The organism is Telluria aromaticivorans, assembly GCF_013003915.1.
Lineage (GTDB): Bacteria > Pseudomonadota > Gammaproteobacteria > Burkholderiales > Burkholderiaceae_D > Telluria > Telluria aromaticivorans.
This window is the reverse complement of record NZ_JABAIV010000011.1, coordinates 17456-39087: the sequence shown is the minus strand read 5'-3', so window position 1 is coordinate 39087 and position 21632 is coordinate 17456. Positions and strand designations below refer to the sequence as shown.

The following is a 21632-nucleotide window of genomic DNA, read 5'->3' as shown; positions in this document are numbered from 1 at the left end:
CTACACGCCCTCTGCGGCGCCAGCCGGCCCGAGCACGCTGCGCAGGCGCTCGAAATCGATCGGCTTGGTGAGGTGGTGGTCGAAACCGGCATCGAAGGCGCGCTGGCGGTCTTTTTCCTGGCCCCAGCCGGTGGCGGCGATCAGGGTCATGCGGCTGCCGCCTTCCAGCGCGCGCAGTCGGCGCGCCAGTTCGTAGCCGTTCAGGTCCGGCAGGCCGATGTCGAGCAGGGCGATGTCGGGTGCGAACTCACGCGCCATTTCCAGTGCCGCAGTGGCGCTGTGGACTGCGCGGGCTTCGCAGCCGAACAGTTCGAGCGCCATCAGCAGCATCTCGGCAGCGTCGGCATTGTCGTCCACCACCAGGATGCGGGACGCGGCCGGCACCGCCGCGGGGCTGTCCACACCGGCCATCGTTGCGGCCTCGCAGGGAGCGCCCGCCACCAGCGGCAGGCGCACGGTGAAGCAGCTGCCCTGGCCTTCGCCCTCGCTGTGGGCGCTGATCTCGCCCCCGTGCAGCTCGACGATGCCGCGCACCAGCGCCAGGCCGATCCCCAGCCCGCCCTTGGAGCGCTCGAGTGCCGGCTCCAGCTGCGAGAACATGTCGAACACCGTGGCCAGCGCATGCACCGGCAGGCCGATGCCGGAGTCGCGCACGGCCAGCACGGCGGCGCCGGCGTCAACGTGCAGGCTGAGCGCGATGGCGCCGCCGTCCGGGGTGTACTTGGCGGCGTTGGTCAGCAGGTTGACGATCACCTGGTTGATCCGGGTCGGGTCGGCATCGACCATGACCGGCGTGGCGGGCAGGTCGAGGTCGAGCCGGTGGCGGGCGCCGTCCATCATTCCTGCGGTATCGCACACGGCGGCGCGTGCCAGGGCCGAGAGTTCGACCGTCTCGCGCCGCAGTTCCATCTTGTCCTGGGTAATGCGCGACACTTCCATCAGGTCGTCGACCAGGTGGGTCAGGTGGTGCAGCTGGCGCTCGAACACGGCCAGCAGGCGGTCGCTTTCCGGCTCGCGCGCGAATTTGAGCTTCAGTACTTCGAGCGCGCTGCGCATCGGCGCCAGCGGGTTGCGCAGTTCGTGCGACAGGGTGGCGAGGAATTCGTCCTTGCGGCGGTCGGCCGCGGACAGCGTCGCATTGATCGCCTGCAGCTGGGCTTCGGCGCCGCGCCGGGCTTCCAGCGCTTCCTCGGCCGCCTTGCGCGCATTGCGCAGTTCGCGTTCGTAGGACTGGCGCTCCGAGGCCACCAACAGTGCCCACTCGTCACGCACTTCTCCTGCAATCTCGCGTCGCACGATGTTGACCAGCATCGGCAGCCGGGTGCCGTCGCGGTGGCGCAAGTCGATCTGCAGTTCCGCCACCGAGCCCCGCACCTGCAGCACCGGCTGGCAGTGGGTATGGTGGAATACCCGTGCCCCGACCGTCATGAGGTCCTGGATACGCAGCCTGCCGGCGAGTTCAGCCGGCGCATATCCCAGCCAGCCGCTGGCAGTGGCGTTGACATGTTGTAGCAACCCGTCGCGATCGGCCACCAGCAGGCCACACGGGGCATTCTCGTAGAGTGCCTCGACGGGTGGGAGCGCGCCGGCCATGTCAGTCCAGCGTCTCGGCCAGGAATGCGTCCATGGCACGCGAACTGGCCGTGGGAGCGCTCAGGTGCGGGCAGTGTCCGATGTTGTCGATAACGTGCAACCGGCTGCGCGGGAGGGAGCGGTGCAGGAAGTCGCCCGCGCTGCGGGGCGCGATCAGGTCTTCGCTGCATTGCAGGATCAAGGTTGGCGTGGTCGACTGCGGCACGTCGGCGCGGTGGTCGGACAGGAAGGTCACGCGCGCAAAATGTTTCGCGATATCGGGATCGTTGCGGCAAAAGCTTTCGGTAAGTTCGTCGCGCAGTGCGGGCTGGGTTGGCGCACCCATGATCGCGGGCGCCAGGCTGCCCGACCAGCCGATGAAATTCGCTTCCATGGTTTCCAGCAGCTCGTCGATGTCGGCACGATCGAAGCCGCCGACATAGCCGGCGCCATCGTTGATATAGCAGGCCGACGGCGCCACCATCACCTGGGCCAAGAAACGTTCCGGCGCTTTGATGGTGGCCAGCATCCCGATCATGCTGCTCACCGAATGGCCTACCGTGATCACGGGGCCGGTCGCAAATTCGTCGAGAATTTCCAGCAGGTCGTCGGCATAGCCGTGCAGCGTGTCGTATCGGGTGCGGTCGTAGGCCGACAGGTCCGAGCGCCCGCTTCCCACCAGGTCGTAGTTAATGACGCGGAAGCGGTCTACAAACGCGGGCGCCATGAAGCGCCACATCGCCTGGTCGCATCCAAAGCCGTGGGAAAACACCATGGTGGCGCCGCCATTGCCTGAGACCCGCACGTTGTTTCGGACCTGCACCGTCATTCTTGCTCCTTATGTAACCGAGAAATGTTTCGGTGCTCTATTTAAGATTTACAATTATGCTATGTCGATGTTGTATACGCAACAAGTGTTCAGTCATGGTCGTCATCATCGGTGGCGCGGTCGCGCCGCGGCAGCACCTTCACCAGCAGGATGCGCGGCCCGTTCATCTTTTTGACCACCACGTCGAAATGCGGGAATTCTATGCGCTGGCCCTGTTTCGGGATGTCGCCCAGCTTTTCCATCAGCAGGCCGCCGACCGATTCGACGTCTTCCAGGCCCATCTCTTCATTGTCGATGTCGATCCCGAGCAGGCGTTCGAGCGAGAAGATCGGCAGGCTGGCCTTGCCGATCCAGGTGCCGTCGGCCTGCTTGAGCCAGTCGTTCTCGTTCATGCGGAATTCGTCGCGGATTTCGCCGACCATCGCACCCAGCAGGTTGTCGAGCGTGATGAAGCCGACCGGGCGCTTGCCCTTTTCGCCGATCAGCGCGAAATGCGGCGCGCCGCCGCGGAAGCGCCGGAAAATGTCCTGCGCCGGGGTGCGCGCCGAGATCGTCTCGACCGGGCGCAGGTGCTGCTTCAGGCCCACCACCGGGCGCCCGGCCTGCTGGGCGAAGAACAGGTCTTTCAGGTGGATCACGCCCAGCACTTCCTCGCCTTCCTCGTCGAAATACGGGTAACGCGAGAAGCGGTTGCGGCGCACCGTCTCCATGTTTTCTTCGTGGGTGCGGCCGGCGTACAGCGCGCTCACCTCGTTGATCGGGCGCATCAGGTCGGACACGGCCAGCTGGCTGAAGTCGAGCGACTGCGCCAGGATGTTGCGCTCGTCGGTGGTGAATTTCTCGCCCGGCGTGCTGGTGCGCAGGATCAGTTTGAGCTCGTCGGTGGAGTAATGGGTCTCGTGGCTGCCGGCGCCGGCCAGGCCGGCGATGCGCAGCACCAGGTTGGCGCTGGCATTGAGCAGCGCAATGGCCGGGTACATCGACCAGTAGAAGGCATACAGCGGGATGGCGGTCCACAGCGCCACCACTTCGGGCAGGCGGATCGCGAGCGTCTTGGGGGCCAGCTCGCCGACGACGATGTGCAGGAAGGAGATGACCGAGAAGGCCACCACGAAGGACACGCCGTGGATCAGCTCGGGCGAGGTGACGCCCAGCATGGCAAACAGGGGTTCGAGCAGGCTGGCGAAGGCCGGTTCGCCGACCCAGCCCAGGCCAAGCGAGGCGAGGGTAATGCCGAGCTGGCAGGCGGAGAGGTAGGCGTCGAGCTGGTTGTGGACCTTGCCCAGGATGCGTCCGCGCAGGCCGCTGGTCTTGGCAATCGCGCGCACGCGCGTCTTGCGTAACGTGACGATGGAGAATTCCGCCGCCACGTAGAAGCCGTTCAGCGCCACCAGGAACAGGGCGAGAACGACGAATAAAAGGTTTTCCATTGAAGAGAGTTAAGTTAAAAGAAAGGCAAAGCAGGGGCCCATTGTACAGCTCATGTAGTGGCGAGCACGCCCTGGTGCACCGCCGAGAGGATGGCCTCGATGGCCGGATGCTTGATCTTGCGCTCGTTCGACACGGCATAAAAGTGCTCGCGCACCTGGGGTACGCGCCCCAGTTGCAGCGCACCGAACTGTTCTTCGACGTCATGGGCCAGGGCGGCCGGGGCGAAGAACAGGCCCAGGCCGCGCCGCCCGAAAGTGGTGAGCAGGGCGTTGTCCTCGAATTCGCCGACCACGTCCGGACGCACGCCCTGCAGCTCGAACCATTCGTCGATCTTGCCGCGCAGGGCATTATTGCGTGTCGGCAGCAAGAACGGCGCGCCATTCAGCGAGCGCGGGAAACCGGCGCCGTAGGCCGTGGCCAGGGCCGGGGCGCCGACCACGATGGTCTCGCTGTCCGACAGCAAATGGCTGAAGACGCGCAGGGTAGTGCCCGAGCGCACCGCGCGGTCGGTCAGCACCACGTCGAGCTTGTGCAGGGCCAGGTCGGCAAGCAATTCGTCGAATTCGCCTTCGTAGCAGACCAGCCGCACCGGGCGCGGAAGCTGGGTGGCGATCTCCAGCAGGCGATAGGCGGTAAGCTTCGGCAGGGAATCGGAAATCCCGACCGTCAGGCGGATGCGGGTGCTGTCCGATTCGGCCATGGCTTCCTGCATCTGTTCGCCGAGCAGGAAGATCTGGTCGGCGTAGGATAGCGCCAGCCGCCCGGCCTCGGTAAGATTCAGGCGCCGGCCCTGCTGGGTGAACAAGGCCTTGCCCATGGCCTGCTCGAGCTGCGATAGTTGGGTGCTGACGGTCTGGATTGCCAGGCCCAGGCGTTCGGCGGCGCGGGTGATGCTGCCTTCCTTGGCGACGACCCAGAAGTAGTAAAGATGGCGGAAGTTTTGGGGACTGTGATTCATGACTTCTGTTTTTGTGAAGTAATTCTTCGATTATCTTCGCTTTTTCAATATGCTGCAGGGGCATACACTGCGCCCTGCGAATTCAACAACAATAGGAACCGATATATGAATCACTTTAACAAAAGGGGAAATCCAGCATGAAACACTTTACCTGGTCATTTGTCGTAACCGCGGTCTGTATGGCACTGGCGGGCTGGTGGGGATACGACCATGCCGGCATCTCCGGCATGCTGACCGCACTCGGCGTCACCGCCATCCTGTCGGTCATGGAAGTCTCGCTGTCCTTCGACAACGCAGTGGTCAACGCGTCAGTCCTGAAGGGCTGGAACGAGTTCTGGCTCAAGCTGTTCCTGGGCCTGGGCATGATCATCGCCGTGTTCGGCATGCGCCTGGTATTCCCGCTGGTGATCGTCGCAGTCGCGGCTGACCTCGGCATGACGGAAGTGTGGAACCTGGCGCTGACCGACCCGAAAGGCTTCTCGATCCACCTGACCAACCACCATGCGGAAGTGGCGGCCTTCGGCGGCATGTTCCTGCTGCTGGTTTTCCTGAACTTCCTGCTGGATGATGAAAAAGAAGCCCACTGGCTCGGCAACTTCGAGCGCAAGATCAGCTCGCTCGGCAAGGTCTCGTCGATCGCCGTGCTGGTGGCCCTGGGCGCGCTGATGTTCGCCATGGGCTGGGTTGAAGAAGCGCAGAAGATGGTCGTGCTGATGGCAGGCCTGTGGGGCATCGTGGTGTATATCGGTGTGGATATGCTCAGCAGCCTGCTGGAGAAGAGCGAATCCGATGAGAACAGCAATGTGGGCGACATGGTCAAGCGCGGCGGTATCGGCGGCTTCCTGTACCTCGAAGTGCTGGACGCATCGTTCTCCTTCGACGGCGTGATCGGCGCGTTTGCCATCACCCAGGACGTCGTGATCATCATGCTGGGCCTGGCAATCGGCGCGATGTTCGTGCGCTCGATGACGGTCTACCTGGTGCGCCAGGGCACGCTGGACGAATACGTCTACCTGGAGCACGGCGCGCACTACGCGATCGGTATCCTGGCAGTGATCATGCTGGTGAGTATGAAGTACCACGTGCCTGAGCTGTTCACGGGCCTGATCGGTGTGGCCTTCATCGCGGCTTCGCTGTGGAGCTCGCTGCAGCACAAGAAGCTGAACGGTTCGGCCTCGGAGAAAGCGGCAGCATAACGGTTCATCGTAGGGTGGGCGGGGTAATTTCGGGCAGTGCCCGGAATTACGAAGGCCCACGCGGTGAAAGGTAACAGATGAGCAGTAGCGCACGCGCCGGTTGAACGCGCGGTCGGCCGAGCCGACCACCCTACACAAGACGCGTGCGTATGTAGCGAACCGCAAGGCGAGTGGCAGAACACCAGCTCGCCCTGCGTCTACCCCGGTGTTCACAAGTAGTACTATTTTTGGAGAGTCACAATCATGGCAATCAGTCTGCAAAAAGGCGGCAACGTCAACCTGTCGAAAGAAGCTCCTGGCCTGACCCAACTCAAAGTCGGCCTCGGTTGGGATACCCGCGCCACCGATGGCGCAGCGTTCGACCTCGACGGCGCGGTGTTCCTGCTCAATTCGTCGGGCAAAGTGCGTTCGGATAGCGACTTCATTTTCTACAACAACCTGAAGTCGACCGACGGTTCCGTGGTCCACTCGGGCGACAACACCACCGGCCAGGGCGAAGGCGACGACGAAAGCGTGTCGATCGACCTGACCAAGGTGCCGGCGGACGTCGACAAGGTCGTGCTGGGCGTGACCATCCACGACGCCGAAGCCCGCCGCCAGAATTTCGGCATGGTCGGCAAGGCCTTCATCCGCTGCGTCAATGCCGGCAACAACAGCGAGATCGCCCGCTACGACCTGTCCGAAGACAGCTCGACCGAAGCCGCGATGATCTTCGGCGAGATCTATCGCAACGGCGCCGACTGGAAGTTCCGCGCGATCGGCCAGGGCTTCGCGGGCGGCCTCGGGCCACTCGCCAAGAACTACGGCGTGAACGTTTAATCCAGTTGAAATAAACAGGTATGCGGCCGGCGTGAAGCGCGGGCCGCATTCGAAAACCAGGGAGTCCAAATGCCAGTATTTACCGTGACCGGGGATGTCGATCCCTTCCTGCATGTCTCGATGCGACGCGGCGAAACCATCTATTGCGAGTCGGATGCGATGGTGATGATGGAATCAACGCTCGACCTGAAGGGCAAGATGAAGGGTGGCCTCGGCAGCGCGCTGATGCGCACCTTCGCCAACGGCGAGTCGTTCTTCCAGCAGCACATCGAGGCGACCCGCGGCGATGGCGACTGCCTGCTGTCGCCGACCCTGCCGGGCGCGATGCAGGTGGTCGACGTCGGCCCGAACAACTACATCATCAGCGACGGCGCCTTCGTCGCGGCCACCAACGGCGTCGAGCTGAAGGTGCGCACCCAGAACATCGGCAATGCCCTGTTCGCGCAAAGTGGCGGCTTCTTCGTCACCGAGACGGGCGGCAGCGGCCAGGTGGTGGTGTCGGGTTTCGGGTCGATGTCGGTGCTGGACGTCGAGCCGGGCAAGGACGCGATCATCGATAACGCCCACGTGGTGTGCTGGGACAGCACACTGCGCTACGAGATCTCGATCACGACCGGCACCAGCGGCGGCTTCCTGGGTAACCTGATCAACAGCCAGACCAGCGGCGAGGGCATGGTATTGCGCTTCTCGGGCAAAGGTAAGGTCTACGTATGTTCGCGCAACCGCAATGCATTCAAAGCCTGGATGCAGCAGCCTGCGCGCTAAAGGAGAAAATAGATATGTCAGTTAATCTGCAAAAAGGCCAGAAGATCTCGCTCGACAAGGAAGCCGGCGGCGCAATGTCGCGCGTGACCATGGGCCTGGGCTGGGATGTGGCCAAGTCGAAGGGCTTCTTCGGCTTCGGCGGCGGCAAGGGCGACGCGGTCGACCTCGACGCATCGGTCGTGATGTTCGATGAATCGAACCGCCCGGTGGATACCGTCTGGTTCCGCCAGCTGAAAAGCAAGGACGGCAGCATCACCCACACCGGCGACAACCGCACCGGCGCCGGCGACGGCGACGACGAGCAGATCTCGGTCGACCTGGGGCGCGTCCCGGCCACGGTGAAGTCGCTGGTCTTCACGGTGAACAGCTTCACCGGCCAGAACTTCTCGACCGTCGAAAACGCCTACTGCCGCCTGATCAACGCCGGCAACAACCAGGAAGTGGCGCGCTTCAACCTGTCGGTGCAAGGTTCGCACACCGCGCAGATCATGGCCAAGCTGTACCGCCATGGCGGCGAGTGGAAGATGCACGCGATCGGCGAAAACGGCTCGGGCCGTACGTTCGACGACCTGATGCCGCTGATTACGCCGCACCTGTAATCTGTAGCAGACGTAAAGAGAGCCGGGCTTGCCCGGCTCTTTTTTCGTGCGTTGCTAAGAGAATCGCTCGATCGGCATATTGTTGGATCGTAGGGTGGGCAAGTTCCTTGCCCACGCGTTCAAATCACGTTTGATGTGACGCGCCGATTTTCAACCACCGATTGAACGCGCGGGCGGGAAACCCGCCCACCCTACGAGTCTCAGGCCAGCGGCAGCGACACCGTAAACGTACTACCTTTCCCCAGCCCCTCGCTGCGCGCGCACACTTCACCCCCGTGCAGCGCCACCATATTCCGCACCAGCGCCAGGCCGATCCCCAATCCGCCCTGCGAGCGGTCCGGCGTGCGCTCGGCCTGGGTGAACAGGTCGAACACTTGTGGCAGCAAGCTGCCGTCGATCCCGATGCCATTGTCGGTCACGCAAATATCCACGCCGGCATCGCGGCGCGCCACCTGCAGCAGGATGGTGCCGCCGCGCGGCGTGTATTTCGCGGCGTTGTTGAGCAGGTTGGTGATGACCTGCACCAGCCGCGTCGCGTCGCCGTCGACCTGTGCGCCTGGGGCGTAGATCTCGACCGACAGCGCGTGCGCGCGCGCCGCGACCAGGGGCCGCGACTGCTCGACCGCGCTGGACACCAGCGACTCCACGGCGACCCGGGACTTGTCCAGCGTGATCAGCCCGCGCGTCACGCGCGAGACGTCGAGCAGGTCGTCCACCAGCGAGGTCATATGGCGCACCTGCCGGCTGATCACTTCGCTCGAGGAGCGGATGTGGTCCGGACTGGCCGCCATCTTCAGCAGCTCGGCCGCGGTGGCGATCGGCGCCAGCGGGTTGCGCAGTTCGTGCGCCAGCATGGCGAGGAATTCGTCCTTGCGCCGGTCCTGCTCGCGCAGCGATGCATACAGCTGCGCATTGTCGAAGCCGGCCGCCGCGATCGCGGCCAGCTGCACCAGGATGGCTTCATCCTGCTCCTCGAATTCGCCCGCGGCCTTGCCGGCGACCTGCAGCCGGCCGAACTGCCGGCCCTTGCGGTCGATCAGCGGCACGGACAAGACCGCGCCCTGGGCGCCTGGTGCTCCTTCGTTGTCCTGCTGCGCCTGGCCGTCGTCGTCGCCCAGCGACACCGTCGCCCGCCCGACGCCAAGGATGGCGCATACCTCCTGCTCCAGCGCAGCGGCAATCTTGCGGCTCGAGAGCATGGTCTGCAGCGTGCGCGCGGCGCCGGCAACCTTGGCCAGCAGGGCCGACTGGCGCTGTTCGCGGTCCAGGCTGTGGGCCAGTCCTTCCTGTTCCATCACGCTGTCGTGGATGTCACGGTTGGCGCCGATCCATTCGCGCACGGCGCCTTCCGGCCCCAGGATCGGGACGCCCTTGACCGACATCCAGCGGTAGGCGCCATCGGCGCGGCGCAGGCGGTAGGTGGTCTCGTACACCGAACGTGTCGCCACGCAGTGCGTCCATACCTGCTCGGTGCGTGCGCGGTCATCCGGGTGCAACGCGCCAAAGAATCCGTGTTCCTTCAACTCTTCGCAGGTCTGCCCGGTAAAGGCACGCCACGACGGCGAATCCTCGGTGATCGCGCCGTCCCCGGTATGGGTCCAGATGATCTGCGAGGTCGCCATCGCCAGCGAGCGGAAGCGCTGTTCGCTCTCGCGCAGAACGGTTTCGGCGTTCACGCGGTCGGTAATATCCTCGTGCATCAGCATGACCTCGACGATCCGGCCCTCGCTATCCTTGATCGGGTGGGCACGCGAGGTCACCCAGCGCGCGCGCCCCGGCTGGCCAAGGGCGGCGGTGTCGTACAGCATGGCGGGCACTGCGACCGACTCGCCGGCCATGGCGCGTTCCAGATAGGGAGTGATGCCCGCCGCCTGCAGCTGCGGGTCGCGCAGGACGTTGTATTCGGTGCTCAGCACGTGGCGGTACAGCGGGCTGCCTTCGAAGATGTGCCAGAGCTCCTCCCAGCCCTTGTTGACACGTACCGTATAGCCTGCCGGCGTCAGGAGCTGGAAGCTGGTCGGCGCCTGCTCGAACAGTTCCCTGAAGCGTACTTCCGGGTTGGCGAGAAGTTCCGCGCTGGAACCGGTGACCGTGTCTGCGCTGGGCGGCATATCTTGTTCTTCTTCGATGTTGTGGAATGCGGCGACGCTGGTGCAAGACCTTAATGCGGCCTGCAGGATGATGTCATAAATTCGTTGCACCTGGCCAAACCTTCGATGCATAAAATTCAGGGAAGGACTTGACGGTTCATTGGAGCAAGCGTAGTGTATTACTCAATTAATACACATATACGCAGAAGCCCCATGCCGACCCACTTACCCCAGATGTTTTCGATCACGCCCGGTTCGGCCGATCCGATCTACCGCCAGCTGATCGACCAGGTCCGCCGCCTCGTGGCCGGCGGCCAGATGACCCCCGGCGACGCGCTGCCCTCGGTACGCGATGTCGCGCAGGCGCTGGCCGTGAACCCGATGACCGTCTCCAAGGCCTATGGACTGCTCGAAGTCGAGGGGCTGGTCGAGCGCCGCCGCGGCCTGGGCATGATGGTCGCCGACCGTCCGCGCGCCACGCAGGGCAGCGCCGGCCGTGAAGCCCTGCTGCGCCCGACCCTGGAGCGCGCCGCGCGCGAGGCACGCGAGCTGGAACTCGACCCCGACACCGTCCTTGCCCTTTTCACCCACATCCTGAAGGAAGCATCGTGACCGCACCCATCATCCAGATGCGCGACGTATCGAAGTATTTTGGCAGCGCCATCGTCCTGAGCGGCCTTGACTGGCAAATCCAGCAGGGCCAGGTCATCGGCCTGTTAGGGCGCAACGGCGCCGGTAAATCCACGCTGATGGAATGCCTGCTCGGCCTGCGCGAACTCGATGGCGGCAGCGTGCGCCTGTTCGGCGAAGACGTCGCCGCGCTGTCCGACGCCACCCGTGCCCGCGTCGGCTACGTGCCGCAGAAGTCCGGGCTGTTCGAGTGGATGACGCCGCTGCAGCTGCTGGACTATTTCAAGGCCATGTACCCGCGCTGGAACGCGGTCAAGGTCGACGCGCTGCTCGAGCGCTGGGGCTTCAATGCCCTGATGCTGAACAAGCCGATCGGGCGGCTCTCGGGCGGCGAGCAGCAGCGCCTGTCGATCATCCGCGCACTGGCGCATGACCCGGAACTGCTGGTGCTGGACGAGCCGGTATCCGCGCTCGACCCAGCCGGCCGGCGTGCCTTCCTGGCCGAACTGGTGGACGGCGTCATCGAGCGCGGCACCACGGTGGTGTTCTCGACCCACATCCTGACCGACCTGGAACGGGTGGCGCTGGACGTCGCCTTCCTCAAGGACGGCCGCATCACGCTGCAAGGCCCGCTCGACGACCTGCTCGAGGGCGCGCGCGGCGCGGTGGGCGGCCAGCTGGCCGAGCCGGTCAGCCTGGAAGACCTGTTCATCAAGGTGACGCAATGAACGCGCGGGTGAATGACTATCGCGTGTTGTGGCGCGCGGCCTTGTCGCATACCAGTGCATTCGATTCCGGGATCGTGCGCTGGGGCGGTTTGTTCATCGCCATCGCTATCGGCGCCCCAGTCTGGTACGTGCAAGGCCTGGGAGCCACAATGGTACTGGCCTGGTGCATGGCATGGGGCGTGGTCCTGGTGACGTGGACATGGCGCTTCATACCGGGCGCCCTCAAACTCAATTCACCAGCAAACGCCAAGCTGGTTCCGGGAGTGCGGCGGCGCCTGGTTGAACTGGCCTGCCTGGTATGGTTCGTCGCGATGGCGGGCATTGCCCTGACCGCATATGCAAGCAATGGAACAGTTGGCATGTGGCTGCTCTGGATCATGCTCTGCACGGTCGGCAGCGCCCTGAGCGCGGCAGGGCACCAGGCTGGCGGAGCGATGATCCTCGTAGCGTGCGTTGGCGCGGTCTTCCTCGGTGACCTGTCGGAATCGGCCCACGCGACCTTGTCCCCTCCATCGATCGTGGCATTGGTACTGCTCGCCTGTGGCGGGTTGATCGCCGTGGCGGTACGCGCGATTTTTCCCGAAGGAGGAGACCGCCATTGGCGCATGATCGAACGGCGCGTCCGCATCATTGCCGAACCTGGCAAGCCTGATCCGATGCTGCAGGCGCTAGCCGGCGCACAAAGCAGGGGCTGGTATGCCGCTTCGCTGCGCCGCGATTGCGCACGCCGCGATAGCCGCCGGCTGGTGCTGCATGCGCTCGGTCCGGCCCATCACTTCGGCGAGCTGCTGCTGGGGCTGGGACTGTTTGCCGGCGTTTTGCTCGTCCTGGCCATCTTCACCACATGGCGCACAGGCGGGGAGGCGGTGAGGGATATCGGCTGGCTCTTTGCGTCCACCCTGATGTTCCTTCCCGTCGCGACCACTTTGCGCCTGAACGAGTTGGTGGGCGCGTATCCGGATGAGCAGGCACTCGTGCGGCTGGCCCCCGCGATGCCGGGGGCGCAGGCGCCATTCAACCATCACCTGGGCCGAAGCTTGCTGCTGCAGGCGTTCATGGGCTGGGCATTGGCCACGGGCACAGCCCTGCTGCTGGCTGCGCTGGGCGGGGCGGATGCGGCCACGCTGGCACGAGTGGCCAGCATTTGCTGCCTGGCACTGCCGATCATGGAGGCCCCACTGCGCAATCACGCCCTACGTGCGCCGTCCACCGTGCTCGGGCCACTGGTATTGCTGGGAGCGTCGATCGGCGCAAGCATCGCCTTCGGATTTGCGCTCCGGGCCGTGAGCGGGCTGCCGGCGATGCCGGTTGCGGCGGTCGCCAGCCTTGCGATCGCGGCGGTCGCCGTCATGCGCGGATTGCGCATGATGGACGCTTCGCCGTTTGCCTTTCCGGCGCGGCGGATGGACTAAGTTGTATGCTCAGGCAGACGTCGGCGCCGCCGCGCCGGCGTGCCGCTTCTTGCCCAGCACGATCAACCCGAAGGCAGTCGCAAACACGTACATGCTGACCGAGTAGATCGCCGCCGGCAGCATCAGCTGGAAGTCGCCCAGCACCGACACCGCCACGAAAATCGCCAGCGTCGAATTGTGGATGCCGATCTCGTAGCCGATCGCGATGGCGTTCGGCTTGTCCAGGCCCATCATGCGCGGCACGGTGTAGCCCAGGCCCAGGCTGGCGATGTTGAAGAGGATGACCGCCAGGCCGATCGAGGCGAAGGAAACCACCAGCGCGTCCCATTCCTTGGCGATCGCCACCACCGCCAGCGCGGCCAGCACGGCCATCGAGAAGCGCTTCATCGGCTTGTCCATGCGTGCGGCAAAATCGGGCGCCCGGCTTTTCACCAGCATGCCGATGGCCACCGGGACCAGGACGATGCCGATCACCTCGATCACCTTCCCGGTCTGCATCGGCACCACCTGGCCGCTCTTGGCGAAGGTGTCGATCGCGAAATTGGCGATCAGCGGAAGGCTGACGATCGACAGCACCGTGTTGATCGCGGTGAGCGAGATGTTCATCGCCACGTTACCGCCGAACAGGTGGCTGAACAGGTTGGCCGACACGCCGCCCGGCGAAGCCGCAAGCAGCATCAGGCCGACCGCGTAGATCGGCGCCACGTCCAGCAGCACGATCAGGCCGTAGCAGATCGCCGGCAGCACGGCCGCCTGCAGCACCAGCGCGAGGATGACGGCCTTCGGGTGGCCAAGCAGGCGGCGGAAGTCGCCAAGGGTGAGGGACAGGCCCAGCCCGAACATGATCAGCGCGAGCGCCGCGATCAAGAGGGTGGGCAACAGGGTAATGAAGTTGCTCATGCGTTGTCTCCGTTATTGTTGGTATGTGCGGTCGGGCACAGCGCCGCGAGCTGTGGCGCGCTGCCAGCCGTGACGACAGTGTAGTGCAACAGGCGGCCGCGAAACCAGCCGTCGGGATGCGCAGGCAGCCTTATTTCACGCTGCTTTTCGGCGCGGGCGGCACCGGATTGAATTCCATCGACCACACCACGGCGGCGATCTTCCAGCCGGCGTCGGTGCGCACCAGCTGCCAGCTTTCCTTGCCCCAGTTCTGCTTGTAGTCGCTCGCAACGAAGCTGTAGTCGAACCAGACCTGGGCCACGTCGCCGTCGCCGTCGATGCGCAGGTTGGCGAAGGTTTCCTCAATCTGCTCGTGGTCCTTGGCGATGTTCTCGATGAACTTGCGCGGGGAGCTGTTCCTGTATTTCGCGGGCCGCTTCAGCTTGGGATCCGGACGGTTGGCGTACAGGCGCTCGATGCTCGTGTCGGTGACCACCCCGGTCCAGGTGATGGCCTCATGCAGGAACAGCTGCATGAAGGCGGCCGTGTCCTTCTTGATGATCGAGGTGCGGAAGGTCTCGACGATGGCGTCGATCTGCTGCTTGTCGGCGGCCGGCGCTTGGGCCAGGGCTGGCGGCGTGGCCAGCAAAAGGCCGAGGGCCAGTGCGCTTGCGGCGAGTATCGATTTCATGAGGTCTCCAGGGGAAACCGATGAGTATAGCCATCGAGTCCGTCCACAGGGTCACGAAAACTCACCGCGCCCGCGAATCGCCTTGCTCAATGCCCGCGCCGCTGCACCAGCGCCGAGCCGACCCCGTGGCGCTTGCCCTCGCTCACGGCCGTCACCGTGCCGTCCGGGTTGAACACCAGCGCATTGGCCGCGCCGATTTCCTCCACCGCCGCGTCCCAGCGGTGCCCGAACTTCTCCAGCGCGCGCGCCTGCTCGCTGCCGGCGAAGCCCGGCTCGATCGAAGTCGCCTCGCAGTTGCACTCGGACAGGCGCGGCGCATCCAGCGCCTGGTCCATCGGCATGCCGAGGTCGATGTAGTTGAAGATCGTCTGCAATACCGTCGTGATGATGGTCGAGCCGCCCGGGCTGCCGATGGTGAAGGCGGGCTTGCCGTCCTTGAGCGCAATGGTCGGCGCCATGCTCGAGCGCGGGCGTTTTCCGGCTTCCGGCACGTTCGGGTGCGGGCCCGAAAAGTCGAAATCGGTCAATTCGTTATTCAGCAAGAAGCCGTAGCCCGGCACCACGATGCCGCTGCCGCCCCAGGACTCGATGGTGAAGGTGTAGGACACGACATTGCCGTCCTTGTCCGACACCGTCAGGTGCGTGGTGTGCGCGTTCTCGCGCTGCATTTTTACAGCGGGTGGGCGCAGCGGCACGCTCTGGTCGTTCTGGTAGGAGTACGGGTCGCCGGCGCTCACCTTGCGCGCCGCCTGCGCGCCGATCAAGCTGCGGCGCTGCGCTGCGTACTCCTTCGACAGGATGCCGGCGACCGGCGCGTCGATGTATTCCGGGTCGGCCAGGTAGGCGTTGCGGTCGGCGAAGGCCAGGCGGCTCGCCTCCAGGTAAAGGTGCTCGGCCCTGGCGCGCGGCATCCCCTTCAAATCGAAGCCCTCGAGAATGTTGAGGGCTTGCGCGACCGTTGCGCCGCCGCTGCTCGGCAGCGGCATGCCAAAGATCTCGTAGCCGCGGTAGGTCGTGCGCAGCGGCTGGCGGATGCGCGCTTCGTAGTTGGCGAGATCCGCCATCGTCATGCGGCCGGCGCGTGCGCTCTTGCCGGGTGCGAGCGGCGGTTTGTTGACGGCGTCGACGATGGCGCGAGCGATCGGGCCTTCATAGAAGGCTTCCACGCCGCCAGAGGCGATCTCGCGGTAGGCCCTGGCCATGCCCGGGTTGCGGATGAGGGCGCCAGGCTGCAGCGCCTTGCCCTTGCGCAGGTAGAGCGCACTGGTCGGCGCATAAAGCTGAAATTTTCTTTCATTTTGGGCCGTCAAATGACTGAATATTTCAGTCACCGTATAGCCCTTGTCGGCCACCTTGATCGCCGGTGCCAGCACCTGCCTGAAGCGCATCGTGCCATAGCGTTCCAGCGCCTCGTGCCAGCCGCGCACCGTGCCCGGCACGCCGACCGAGGCGCCGCTGGCAACCGCGGTGTCGAAGTCGACCGGCTTGCCGTTTTCCAGGAAGGCCGCCGGCGTGAAGCTGGCGGGCGCGGTTTCGCGATGATCGATGGTGATCACGCGCTTGTCCCTGGCCAGGTAGATCACCATGAAACCGCCGCCGCCGATGCCGCAGCTGAACGGGTCGGTGACGCCCAGCGTCGCGGCCGCGGCCACCGCTGCATCGATGGCATTGCCGCCGGCGTTCAGGATGCCGAGGGCCGATTGCGAGGCTTGCTCGCTGATGGTGGCGACTGCGCCGCCGGTGCCGGTGGCAACCGGCGTCTTCGCCAGTGCCGAAGGTGCATGCAAGACAATGGACAAAGCCAGGGCGCAAGCGCCCGCAGTCGCCTTCATGGGGTCGATCCCGAAACGGTGCGCCTACTGCGCGTACATGTTGAAGGTGACTGGATACATCACCGGCCCCGGTGCGACGGCCGTCCCGGCCATGCCGCGCGGCGGTGGCGGCGTCAGGTGGTCGAGTTCGATGCGCGAGCCGCGCAGCGCCGGCGGCATATAGCCAGGCTGGCCCGGCACCAGGTAGAAGGCCTGCGCCACGCTGCCGATGCGCATGGTGAAGCGGTAGCTCAGGCGGCCCGGCCAGATGCAGCGCGCATTGTCCGGGCAGCGGCTGTCTTCGGCGCCTTCGTAGGTGATCGAGAGGCGCTCGGCCAGCGGCAGGGTCTGGCGCTCGGTCATGGTGTAGCGCGCCTCTGGCAGGCGATCGTGGGTGGTGGCGCAGCCGCCGAGCAGCGAACCGAGGCAGGCCACGGAAGCGGCAAGGGTGAACACACGGAGCAGGGGGCGCATGCGAGTCATCCAGTTGTTTTTTTGGAATGCCCATCATAGCAAACCACGGCGCGCAGGGCGCGCACGGACGTGTCGATCGAGTCATAAACCCGTCACATTCGGGGTCTAGACTTTGCTGCGTGGTCCAAGACACACTCCCTCAACCAGGAATAGGAATAACAAGCCCATGTTCAAGAAGATCCTTGCCGCAGCTGCCACCACTGCTGCCGTGTTCGCGATGTCGACCTCGTACGCCGCTGACATGACCGGCGCCGGCGCGACCTTCCCCTACCCGATCTACGCCAAGTGGGCCGAGTCGTACAAGGCAGCCACCGGCAACGGCCTGAACTACCAATCGGTCGGCTCGGGTGCCGGCATCAAGCAGATCAAGGCCAAGACCGTGGACTTCGGCGCATCGGACATGCCGCTCAAGGCGGAAGACCTGGAATCGGATGGCCTGATGCAATTCCCTGCGATCATGGGTGGCGTGGTCACCGTGGTCAACGTCGAGGGCGTCACCCCTGGCCAGCTGAAGCTGACCGGCCCGGTCATCGCCGACATCTACCTGGGCAAGATCACCAAGTGGAATGCGCAGCCGATCGCCGCGCTGAACCCGGGCGTGAAGCTGCCGGACCTTGATATCACCGTCGTGCACCGCGCCGACAGCTCGGGCACCTCCTTCCTGTTCACCGACTACCTGTCCAAGACCAGCGCCGACTGGAAGGGCACCGTCGGCGCCGGCACCAGCGTGAAGTGGGCCGTGGGCGTGGGCGGCAAGGGTAACGAAGGCGTCGCCGCCAACGTGCAGCGCATCAAGGGTTCGATCGGCTATGTCGAGTGGGCCTACGCCAAGAAGAACAAGCTGTCGCACACCCAGATGAAGAACAAGGACGGCGTTTTCCTGCAGCCTGACGACGACGCCTTCAAGGCCGCCGCCGCCGGCGCCGAGTGGACCAAGACCCCGGGCTTCGGCGTGGTGCTGACCGACCAGGCAGGCAAGCAGAGCTGGCCGATCACCGGCGTGTCCTACATCCTGATGCACCGCACCCAGGCCGACGGCAACAAAGGCGCCGAAGTCCTGAAGTTCTTCGACTGGGCCTTCAAGAACGGCGCCCCGGCTGCCGCTGAACTGGACTACGTGCCGATGCCGGCATCGGTTGTCAAGCTGGTCCAGGCCAACTGGAAAGCCCAGCTCAAGGATGCATCGGGCAAGGCGATCTACTAATCGGTTCGACCTGTAACGATTCCGGCAGCCTGGCTGCCGGATTTTCTTTGGACTCCCCCTATCATGGCTAACACCATCGTCCTCGTGGTCGACGACAAGCCGGCCATCGCCGAGCTGCTCAAGTACGCGCTGCACGAAGACGAGTGGATCTGGCATAGCGTCCCGAGCCTGGCGCATGCCTGGGATTTCATCGGGCGCGAACGCCCCGAACTGCTGCTCCAGGAATCGATGCTGCGCCAGGACGGCGGCATGCGCATGCTGGCGCGCCTGCGCGGCGATCGCCGCCTGCGCGAGCGTCCCGTGATCCTGCTGGCCGCCGGGCGCGCCGACGCAGAGCGCGCCGCGCTGCCGCCACCACCCGCCTTCATTCCCCAGCCGCCCGACGACGCGCTGGAAGAGCGCCTGCTGCGCTCCGGCCGCCTGGTGCTCGACCCGCTCAGCTGCAGCGTCCGGGTCGGCAACCACAAGGTCGAGGTACGCCACGCCGAATACCGGCTGCTGCGCTTCCTGCTCTGCCACCCGGGCCAGGTATTTTCGCGCGCCCAGCTGATCGAGCAGCTGTGGGATGCCCACGACACGCTCGACCAGCGCACGGTAGACGTGCACGTGCTGCGGTTGCGCAAGGCGCTGGGACGCGCCAAATCCGTGATCAAGACGGTACGCGGCGCGGGCTATATGCTGTCCCCGGCCTGAACCGCCTTTGGCGGTGGCCTGTCACGGGAATGACATGATTGCCAGCTACACTGTCGGCACATTGCTTAAATGAAACAACCTGCATGAGCTCCCACCCTGGCCACGCCCCCTCCCGCACCAACCGCTACCTCGTCTTTATCTGGCCGGTCCTGGCCCTGTTGCTGTGCGCCGCCCTGTGGATCGCCACTGTCGTGCGCGCGAACGCCGAGCACGAACGCGCCGATACCCAGGCGCGCAAGGACGCCAGCGCCTATGCCGAGGCCTATGAGCAGTACATCACGCGCTCGGTCGGGCAGATGGACCAGATCACCATGCAGCTCAAGTTCAGCTGGGAGAACGGGCGCGACAGCGCGCGCGACACCGGCCTGCTCGATGCACTGCGGCGCAACGGCATGTTCACCGACAGCGCCTTTGGCACCGTCGCCGTGGTCGACCGCAGCGGCATCGTGCGCGCCTCGACCCGCCATGCGCTGATCGGCAGCGACTTTTCAAGCACCCCGTACTTCGTCCAGCACAGCCACCACATCTCGACCGCGCTGCGCATCGATGCGGCGCCGCCGCAGCTCGGCGACGGCGGCGACCTGGTGCTGTTCACGCGCCGCCTCGATACCGGGGACGACGAATTCGACGGCATCGTGCTGATGGCGGTCGATGCGCGCTATTTCACCTCCTTCATCAGTCCCGCGACCCTGGGCGAGGACGGCGTGGTGGCGCTGGCCGGCCTGGACGGGCCGCTGCGGATCGAACAGCGCAGCGGCGGGGCATCCTGGCTCGAGGGCGCCGGCAAGGTGCTGCCGCCGGGCAGCAGCCTGTGGTCGGGCGAGCCCGGCGTGCAGCTGGTGCAAGGCCAGGCTGGTTTCGGCGACGGCCAGGCGCGCGTACTTGGCTGGCGCCATTCGGCGGCCTATCCGCTGGTGGCACTGGTCGCATTGTCGCACCACGCGGCGCTCGACACCGCGGGCAGCTACTGGCGCGAGAGCCGCGACCGCGCCATTGCCGCCAGCGTCTGCCTGGTGCTGCTCGGCGCGCTCGGGGCCGTGCTGGCGCGCCGCGCCGTGCTGCGCGAACGCGAACAGGACGAAGTGCAGCGCGCCTACCGCACCGCCACCGAAAGCGGCAAGGACGGTTTTTATATGGCGGCTGCCGTGCGCGGGCGCGATGGCCGCATCGAAGACTTCCGCATCGTCGACTGCAACGAGCGCGGCGCCTTCTTCTACGGGATGACCCGCAGTGCCCTGGTCGGACGCAGCCTGTCGCAGATCGATTCCGGGCTGTTCGGCGAACAGCTGATGGAAACCTACCGCAAGGCGATGGAGGCCGGCTTCTACGAAGACGACCGCCGCATGCCGAGCGATAACCGCCTGAACATCAGCTGGGGCCACCGGCGCCTGGTCCGGGTGGGCAACGGCCTGGCAGTGACGCTGCAGGACATCAGCGAGCGCAAGGAACACGAAGGGCAGCTCGAGCGCATGGCCAACATCGACGCCCTGACCGGCCTGGCCACCCGCCACGCCTTCCTGAACGCGATGCCGGCGATGCTGGCCCAGGCCCAGGACACTGGCGCCGGGCTGGCGCTGCTGTTCATCGACCTCGACGAATTCAAGCACGTGAACGACTCGCACGGCCATGCGGTGGGCGACGCACTGCTCAAGTCGGCGGCCGGGCGCCTGCTGTCGCTGCTGCGCCCGACGGACAAGGTCGCGCGCTTCGGCGGCGACGAATTCCTGGTGCTGCTGCACCCGGTGGATGGCGAGCGCCAGGCCGCCTCGGTGGCCGCACGCATCGTCGAAGCCTTCGGCGTGCCCTTCATGGTGGGTGATGAGCTGCACGCGGTGGGCGCATCGATCGGCATCAGCATGTACCCGCGCGACGGCCTGGATGCCGAGACCCTGGTGCGCCACAGCGACATCGCCATGTACGCCGGGAAGAACGACGGCAAGGGCCAGTACCGCTTCTTCGATCCGGCGCTATCGAACACCCTCAGTTCGCGCGCGCGCCTGAAACAGCACATGCTGGAAGCGCTCGAACGCGACCAGTTCATGCTGTTCTACCAGCCGCGCGTGGATGCCCGCAGCGGCGAGCTGCTGAGCATGGAGGCGCTGATCCGCTGGCGGCATCCGGAACTGGGCCTGGTCTCGCCGGGAGAATTCATCCCGCTGGCCGAAAGCACTGGCCTGATCGTACGCATCGGCGAAGTCGTGATCGACAAGGCCTGCGCCCAGCTGGCCGCCTGGCGCGCGGCCGGCGTGGCGCTGGTGCCGGTGTCGATCAACGTCTCGCCCAAGCAGTTCCTGCACGGCGGCGTCGTGCGCCAGCTCAGCGCCGCCCTGTCGAAGTACCGCGTGCCGGCCAGCCTGATCGAAGTCGAGATCACCGAGTCGGCCATGATGGGCGACCAGGACGACATCCTGGCCGAACTGGCCTCGCTGCGCGCGCTCGGCGTCAAGCTGCACGTCGACGATTTCGGCACCGGCTATTCGTCGCTGTCGCAGCTGCAGCGCCTGAAGATGGACGTGCTGAAGGTCGACCGCGCCTTCACCATGGAGCTGGGTAATTCGAAAGAGGGCAAGGTGTTCTTCCAGGCGATCGTCTCGATGGCCCACGCGCTGGGCATGTCGGTGGTGGCCGAGGGCGTCGAGACCGCGGAGCAGCTGGCCATCCTGCAGGGACTCGACTGCAACGAGGTGCAGGGCTATTACATTGCGCGGCCGGTGCCGGCGGGCGAGATGATGGGGATGATGCGGCGGCGCTTTTTGCTGGAGCGTGCGCCACAGCAGCCCTGCCTGGGTGAATTGACGTAGGGTGGTCGGGGTAACTCAGGCCAGTGGCCTGAGTTACGAACGACCGCGCG

General features: G+C 65.2%; 19 protein-coding genes. 10 read left to right on the top strand and 9 right to left on the bottom strand.

The genetic code is table 11. From position 1 onward, the window contains the following. The 4 genes from HGB41_RS21615 to nhaR all read right to left on the bottom strand — a co-directional run bounded on the left by HGB41_RS21615 (position 1) and on the right by nhaR (position 4790). Positions 1 to 1593, bottom strand: coding sequence for a hybrid sensor histidine kinase/response regulator (locus HGB41_RS21615; protein WP_171088374.1), 1593 nt, complete (start codon positions 1591 to 1593; stop codon positions 1 to 3). Between the two features lies 1 nt (position 1594). Then, a complete protein-coding gene (locus tag HGB41_RS21610; protein WP_171088373.1) occupies positions 1595 to 2401 on the bottom strand; it encodes an alpha/beta fold hydrolase in 807 nt (268 codons plus the stop codon). A gap of 89 nt (positions 2402 to 2490) precedes the next feature. Continuing rightward, positions 2491 to 3831 (bottom strand): hemolysin family protein, encoded by a 1341-nt coding sequence (locus HGB41_RS21605; protein ID WP_171088372.1) that lies wholly within the window; start codon positions 3829 to 3831, stop codon positions 2491 to 2493. Between the two features lie 50 nt (positions 3832 to 3881). Next, on the bottom strand, positions 3882 to 4790 hold the full coding sequence (gene nhaR, locus HGB41_RS21600; protein ID WP_171088371.1) for a transcriptional activator NhaR: 909 nt from the start codon (positions 4788 to 4790) through the stop codon (positions 3882 to 3884). A 137-nt stretch (positions 4791 to 4927) separates the two neighbouring features. Between nhaR and HGB41_RS21595 the strand changes: the two genes are divergently transcribed. The 4 genes from HGB41_RS21595 to HGB41_RS21580 all read left to right on the top strand — a co-directional run bounded on the left by HGB41_RS21595 (position 4928) and on the right by HGB41_RS21580 (position 8169). Continuing rightward, the gene (locus HGB41_RS21595; RefSeq protein ID WP_171088370.1) at positions 4928 to 5986 is read left to right on the top strand and encodes a DUF475 domain-containing protein; all 1059 of its coding nucleotides are present in this window, start codon (positions 4928 to 4930) and stop codon (positions 5984 to 5986) included. Positions 5987 to 6229: 243 nt separating this feature from the next. Then, positions 6230 to 6805, top strand: a complete 576-nt coding sequence (locus HGB41_RS21590) for a TerD family protein (RefSeq protein ID WP_171088369.1) — start codon at positions 6230 to 6232, stop codon at positions 6803 to 6805. A gap of 69 nt (positions 6806 to 6874) precedes the next feature. Next, positions 6875 to 7570 (top strand): TIGR00266 family protein, encoded by a 696-nt coding sequence (locus tag HGB41_RS21585; RefSeq protein WP_171088368.1) that lies wholly within the window; start codon positions 6875 to 6877, stop codon positions 7568 to 7570. A 14-nt stretch (positions 7571 to 7584) separates the two neighbouring features. Continuing rightward, positions 7585 to 8169, top strand: coding sequence for a TerD family protein (locus HGB41_RS21580; protein ID WP_171088367.1), 585 nt, complete (start codon positions 7585 to 7587; stop codon positions 8167 to 8169). A gap of 200 nt (positions 8170 to 8369) precedes the next feature. On the opposite strand, the gene HGB41_RS21575 is transcribed toward HGB41_RS21580, so the two are convergent. Then, positions 8370 to 10370 carry a sensor histidine kinase gene (locus tag HGB41_RS21575; protein ID WP_171088366.1) on the bottom strand — a complete coding sequence of 667 codons (2001 nt, stop codon included), beginning with the start codon at positions 10368 to 10370 and terminating at the stop codon, positions 8370 to 8372. 102 nt (positions 10371 to 10472) lie between these two features. Between HGB41_RS21575 and HGB41_RS21570 the strand changes: the two genes are divergently transcribed. Genes HGB41_RS21570 through HGB41_RS21560 form a run of 3 tightly spaced genes read left to right on the top strand, consistent with a single transcriptional unit; the run spans position 10473 to position 13029 of the window. Further along, complete coding sequence (locus tag HGB41_RS21570) at positions 10473 to 10871, top strand: GntR family transcriptional regulator (RefSeq protein WP_171088365.1); 399 nt, start codon at positions 10473 to 10475, stop codon at positions 10869 to 10871. Next, positions 10868 to 11617, top strand: a complete 750-nt coding sequence (locus tag HGB41_RS21565) for an ABC transporter ATP-binding protein (protein ID WP_171088364.1) — start codon at positions 10868 to 10870, stop codon at positions 11615 to 11617. Before HGB41_RS21570 ends, HGB41_RS21565 begins: the two co-directional genes overlap by 4 nt. Beyond that, positions 11614 to 13029 (top strand): hypothetical protein, encoded by a 1416-nt coding sequence (locus HGB41_RS21560; RefSeq protein WP_171088363.1) that lies wholly within the window; start codon positions 11614 to 11616, stop codon positions 13027 to 13029. Before HGB41_RS21565 ends, HGB41_RS21560 begins: the two co-directional genes overlap by 4 nt. A 9-nt stretch (positions 13030 to 13038) precedes the next feature. On the opposite strand, the gene HGB41_RS21555 is transcribed toward HGB41_RS21560, so the two are convergent. The 4 genes from HGB41_RS21555 to HGB41_RS21540 form a co-directional block, all read right to left on the bottom strand. Further along, positions 13039 to 13929 carry a bile acid:sodium symporter family protein gene (locus tag HGB41_RS21555; protein ID WP_171088362.1) on the bottom strand — a complete coding sequence of 297 codons (891 nt, stop codon included), beginning with the start codon at positions 13927 to 13929 and terminating at the stop codon, positions 13039 to 13041. Between the two features lie 130 nt (positions 13930 to 14059). Continuing rightward, entirely contained in the window at positions 14060 to 14599 is a 540-nt protein-coding gene (locus tag HGB41_RS21550; RefSeq protein WP_171088361.1) for a YybH family protein, read from the bottom strand. Between the two features lie 86 nt (positions 14600 to 14685). After that, positions 14686 to 16431: a gamma-glutamyltransferase gene (gene ggt, locus HGB41_RS21545; protein ID WP_171088359.1), complete on the bottom strand. Its 1746-nt coding sequence runs from the start codon at positions 16429 to 16431 to the stop codon at positions 14686 to 14688. Between the two features lie 24 nt (positions 16432 to 16455). Then, a complete protein-coding gene (locus tag HGB41_RS21540) occupies positions 16456 to 16884 on the bottom strand; it encodes a hypothetical protein (RefSeq protein ID WP_229423164.1) in 429 nt (142 codons plus the stop codon). 166 nt (positions 16885 to 17050) lie between these two features. Here HGB41_RS21540 and pstS point away from each other — a divergent pair, with 166 nt between their 5' ends. The 3 genes from pstS to HGB41_RS21525 all read left to right on the top strand — a co-directional run bounded on the left by pstS (position 17051) and on the right by HGB41_RS21525 (position 21582). Further along, positions 17051 to 18088, top strand: coding sequence for a phosphate ABC transporter substrate-binding protein PstS (gene pstS, locus HGB41_RS21535; protein ID WP_171088356.1), 1038 nt, complete (start codon positions 17051 to 17053; stop codon positions 18086 to 18088). A 63-nt stretch (positions 18089 to 18151) separates the two neighbouring features. After that, positions 18152 to 18781 carry a winged helix-turn-helix transcriptional regulator gene (locus HGB41_RS21530; RefSeq protein WP_171088354.1) on the top strand — a complete coding sequence of 210 codons (630 nt, stop codon included), beginning with the start codon at positions 18152 to 18154 and terminating at the stop codon, positions 18779 to 18781. 83 nt (positions 18782 to 18864) lie between these two features. Beyond that, the gene (locus HGB41_RS21525) at positions 18865 to 21582 is read left to right on the top strand and encodes a bifunctional diguanylate cyclase/phosphodiesterase (RefSeq protein ID WP_171088351.1); all 2718 of its coding nucleotides are present in this window, start codon (positions 18865 to 18867) and stop codon (positions 21580 to 21582) included. Positions 21583 to 21632: the final 50 nt, after the last annotated feature.

What these genes read in the sequence shown, in the direction of transcription:
- HGB41_RS21555 (WP_171088362.1), bottom strand. Translation starts at nt 13,929, where the DNA reads ATGAGCAACTTCATTACCCTGTTGCCCACCCTCTTGATCGCGGCGCTC.
- HGB41_RS21590 (WP_171088369.1), top strand. Translation starts at nt 6,230, where the DNA reads ATGGCAATCAGTCTGCAAAAAGGCGGCAACGTCAACCTGTCGAAAGAA.
- HGB41_RS21540 (WP_229423164.1), bottom strand. Translation starts at nt 16,884, where the DNA reads ATGCGCCCCCTGCTCCGTGTGTTCACCCTTGCCGCTTCCGTGGCCTGC.
- HGB41_RS21610 (WP_171088373.1), bottom strand. Translation starts at nt 2,401, where the DNA reads ATGACGGTGCAGGTCCGAAACAACGTGCGGGTCTCAGGCAATGGCGGC.
- nhaR (WP_171088371.1), bottom strand. Translation starts at nt 4,790, where the DNA reads ATGAATCACAGTCCCCAAAACTTCCGCCATCTTTACTACTTCTGGGTC.
- HGB41_RS21580 (WP_171088367.1), top strand. Translation starts at nt 7,585, where the DNA reads ATGTCAGTTAATCTGCAAAAAGGCCAGAAGATCTCGCTCGACAAGGAA.
- HGB41_RS21605 (WP_171088372.1), bottom strand. Translation starts at nt 3,831, where the DNA reads ATGGAAAACCTTTTATTCGTCGTTCTCGCCCTGTTCCTGGTGGCGCTG.
- HGB41_RS21595 (WP_171088370.1), top strand. Translation starts at nt 4,928, where the DNA reads ATGAAACACTTTACCTGGTCATTTGTCGTAACCGCGGTCTGTATGGCA.
- HGB41_RS21585 (WP_171088368.1), top strand. Translation starts at nt 6,875, where the DNA reads ATGCCAGTATTTACCGTGACCGGGGATGTCGATCCCTTCCTGCATGTC.
- HGB41_RS21525 (WP_171088351.1), top strand. Translation starts at nt 18,865, where the DNA reads ATGAGCTCCCACCCTGGCCACGCCCCCTCCCGCACCAACCGCTACCTC.
- HGB41_RS21550 (WP_171088361.1), bottom strand. Translation starts at nt 14,599, where the DNA reads ATGAAATCGATACTCGCCGCAAGCGCACTGGCCCTCGGCCTTTTGCTG.
- HGB41_RS21570 (WP_171088365.1), top strand. Translation starts at nt 10,473, where the DNA reads ATGCCGACCCACTTACCCCAGATGTTTTCGATCACGCCCGGTTCGGCC.
- ggt (WP_171088359.1), bottom strand. Translation starts at nt 16,431, where the DNA reads ATGAAGGCGACTGCGGGCGCTTGCGCCCTGGCTTTGTCCATTGTCTTG.
- pstS (WP_171088356.1), top strand. Translation starts at nt 17,051, where the DNA reads ATGTTCAAGAAGATCCTTGCCGCAGCTGCCACCACTGCTGCCGTGTTC.
- HGB41_RS21615 (WP_171088374.1), bottom strand. Translation starts at nt 1,593, where the DNA reads ATGGCCGGCGCGCTCCCACCCGTCGAGGCACTCTACGAGAATGCCCCG.
- HGB41_RS21530 (WP_171088354.1), top strand. Translation starts at nt 18,152, where the DNA reads ATGGCTAACACCATCGTCCTCGTGGTCGACGACAAGCCGGCCATCGCC.
- HGB41_RS21560 (WP_171088363.1), top strand. Translation starts at nt 11,614, where the DNA reads ATGAACGCGCGGGTGAATGACTATCGCGTGTTGTGGCGCGCGGCCTTG.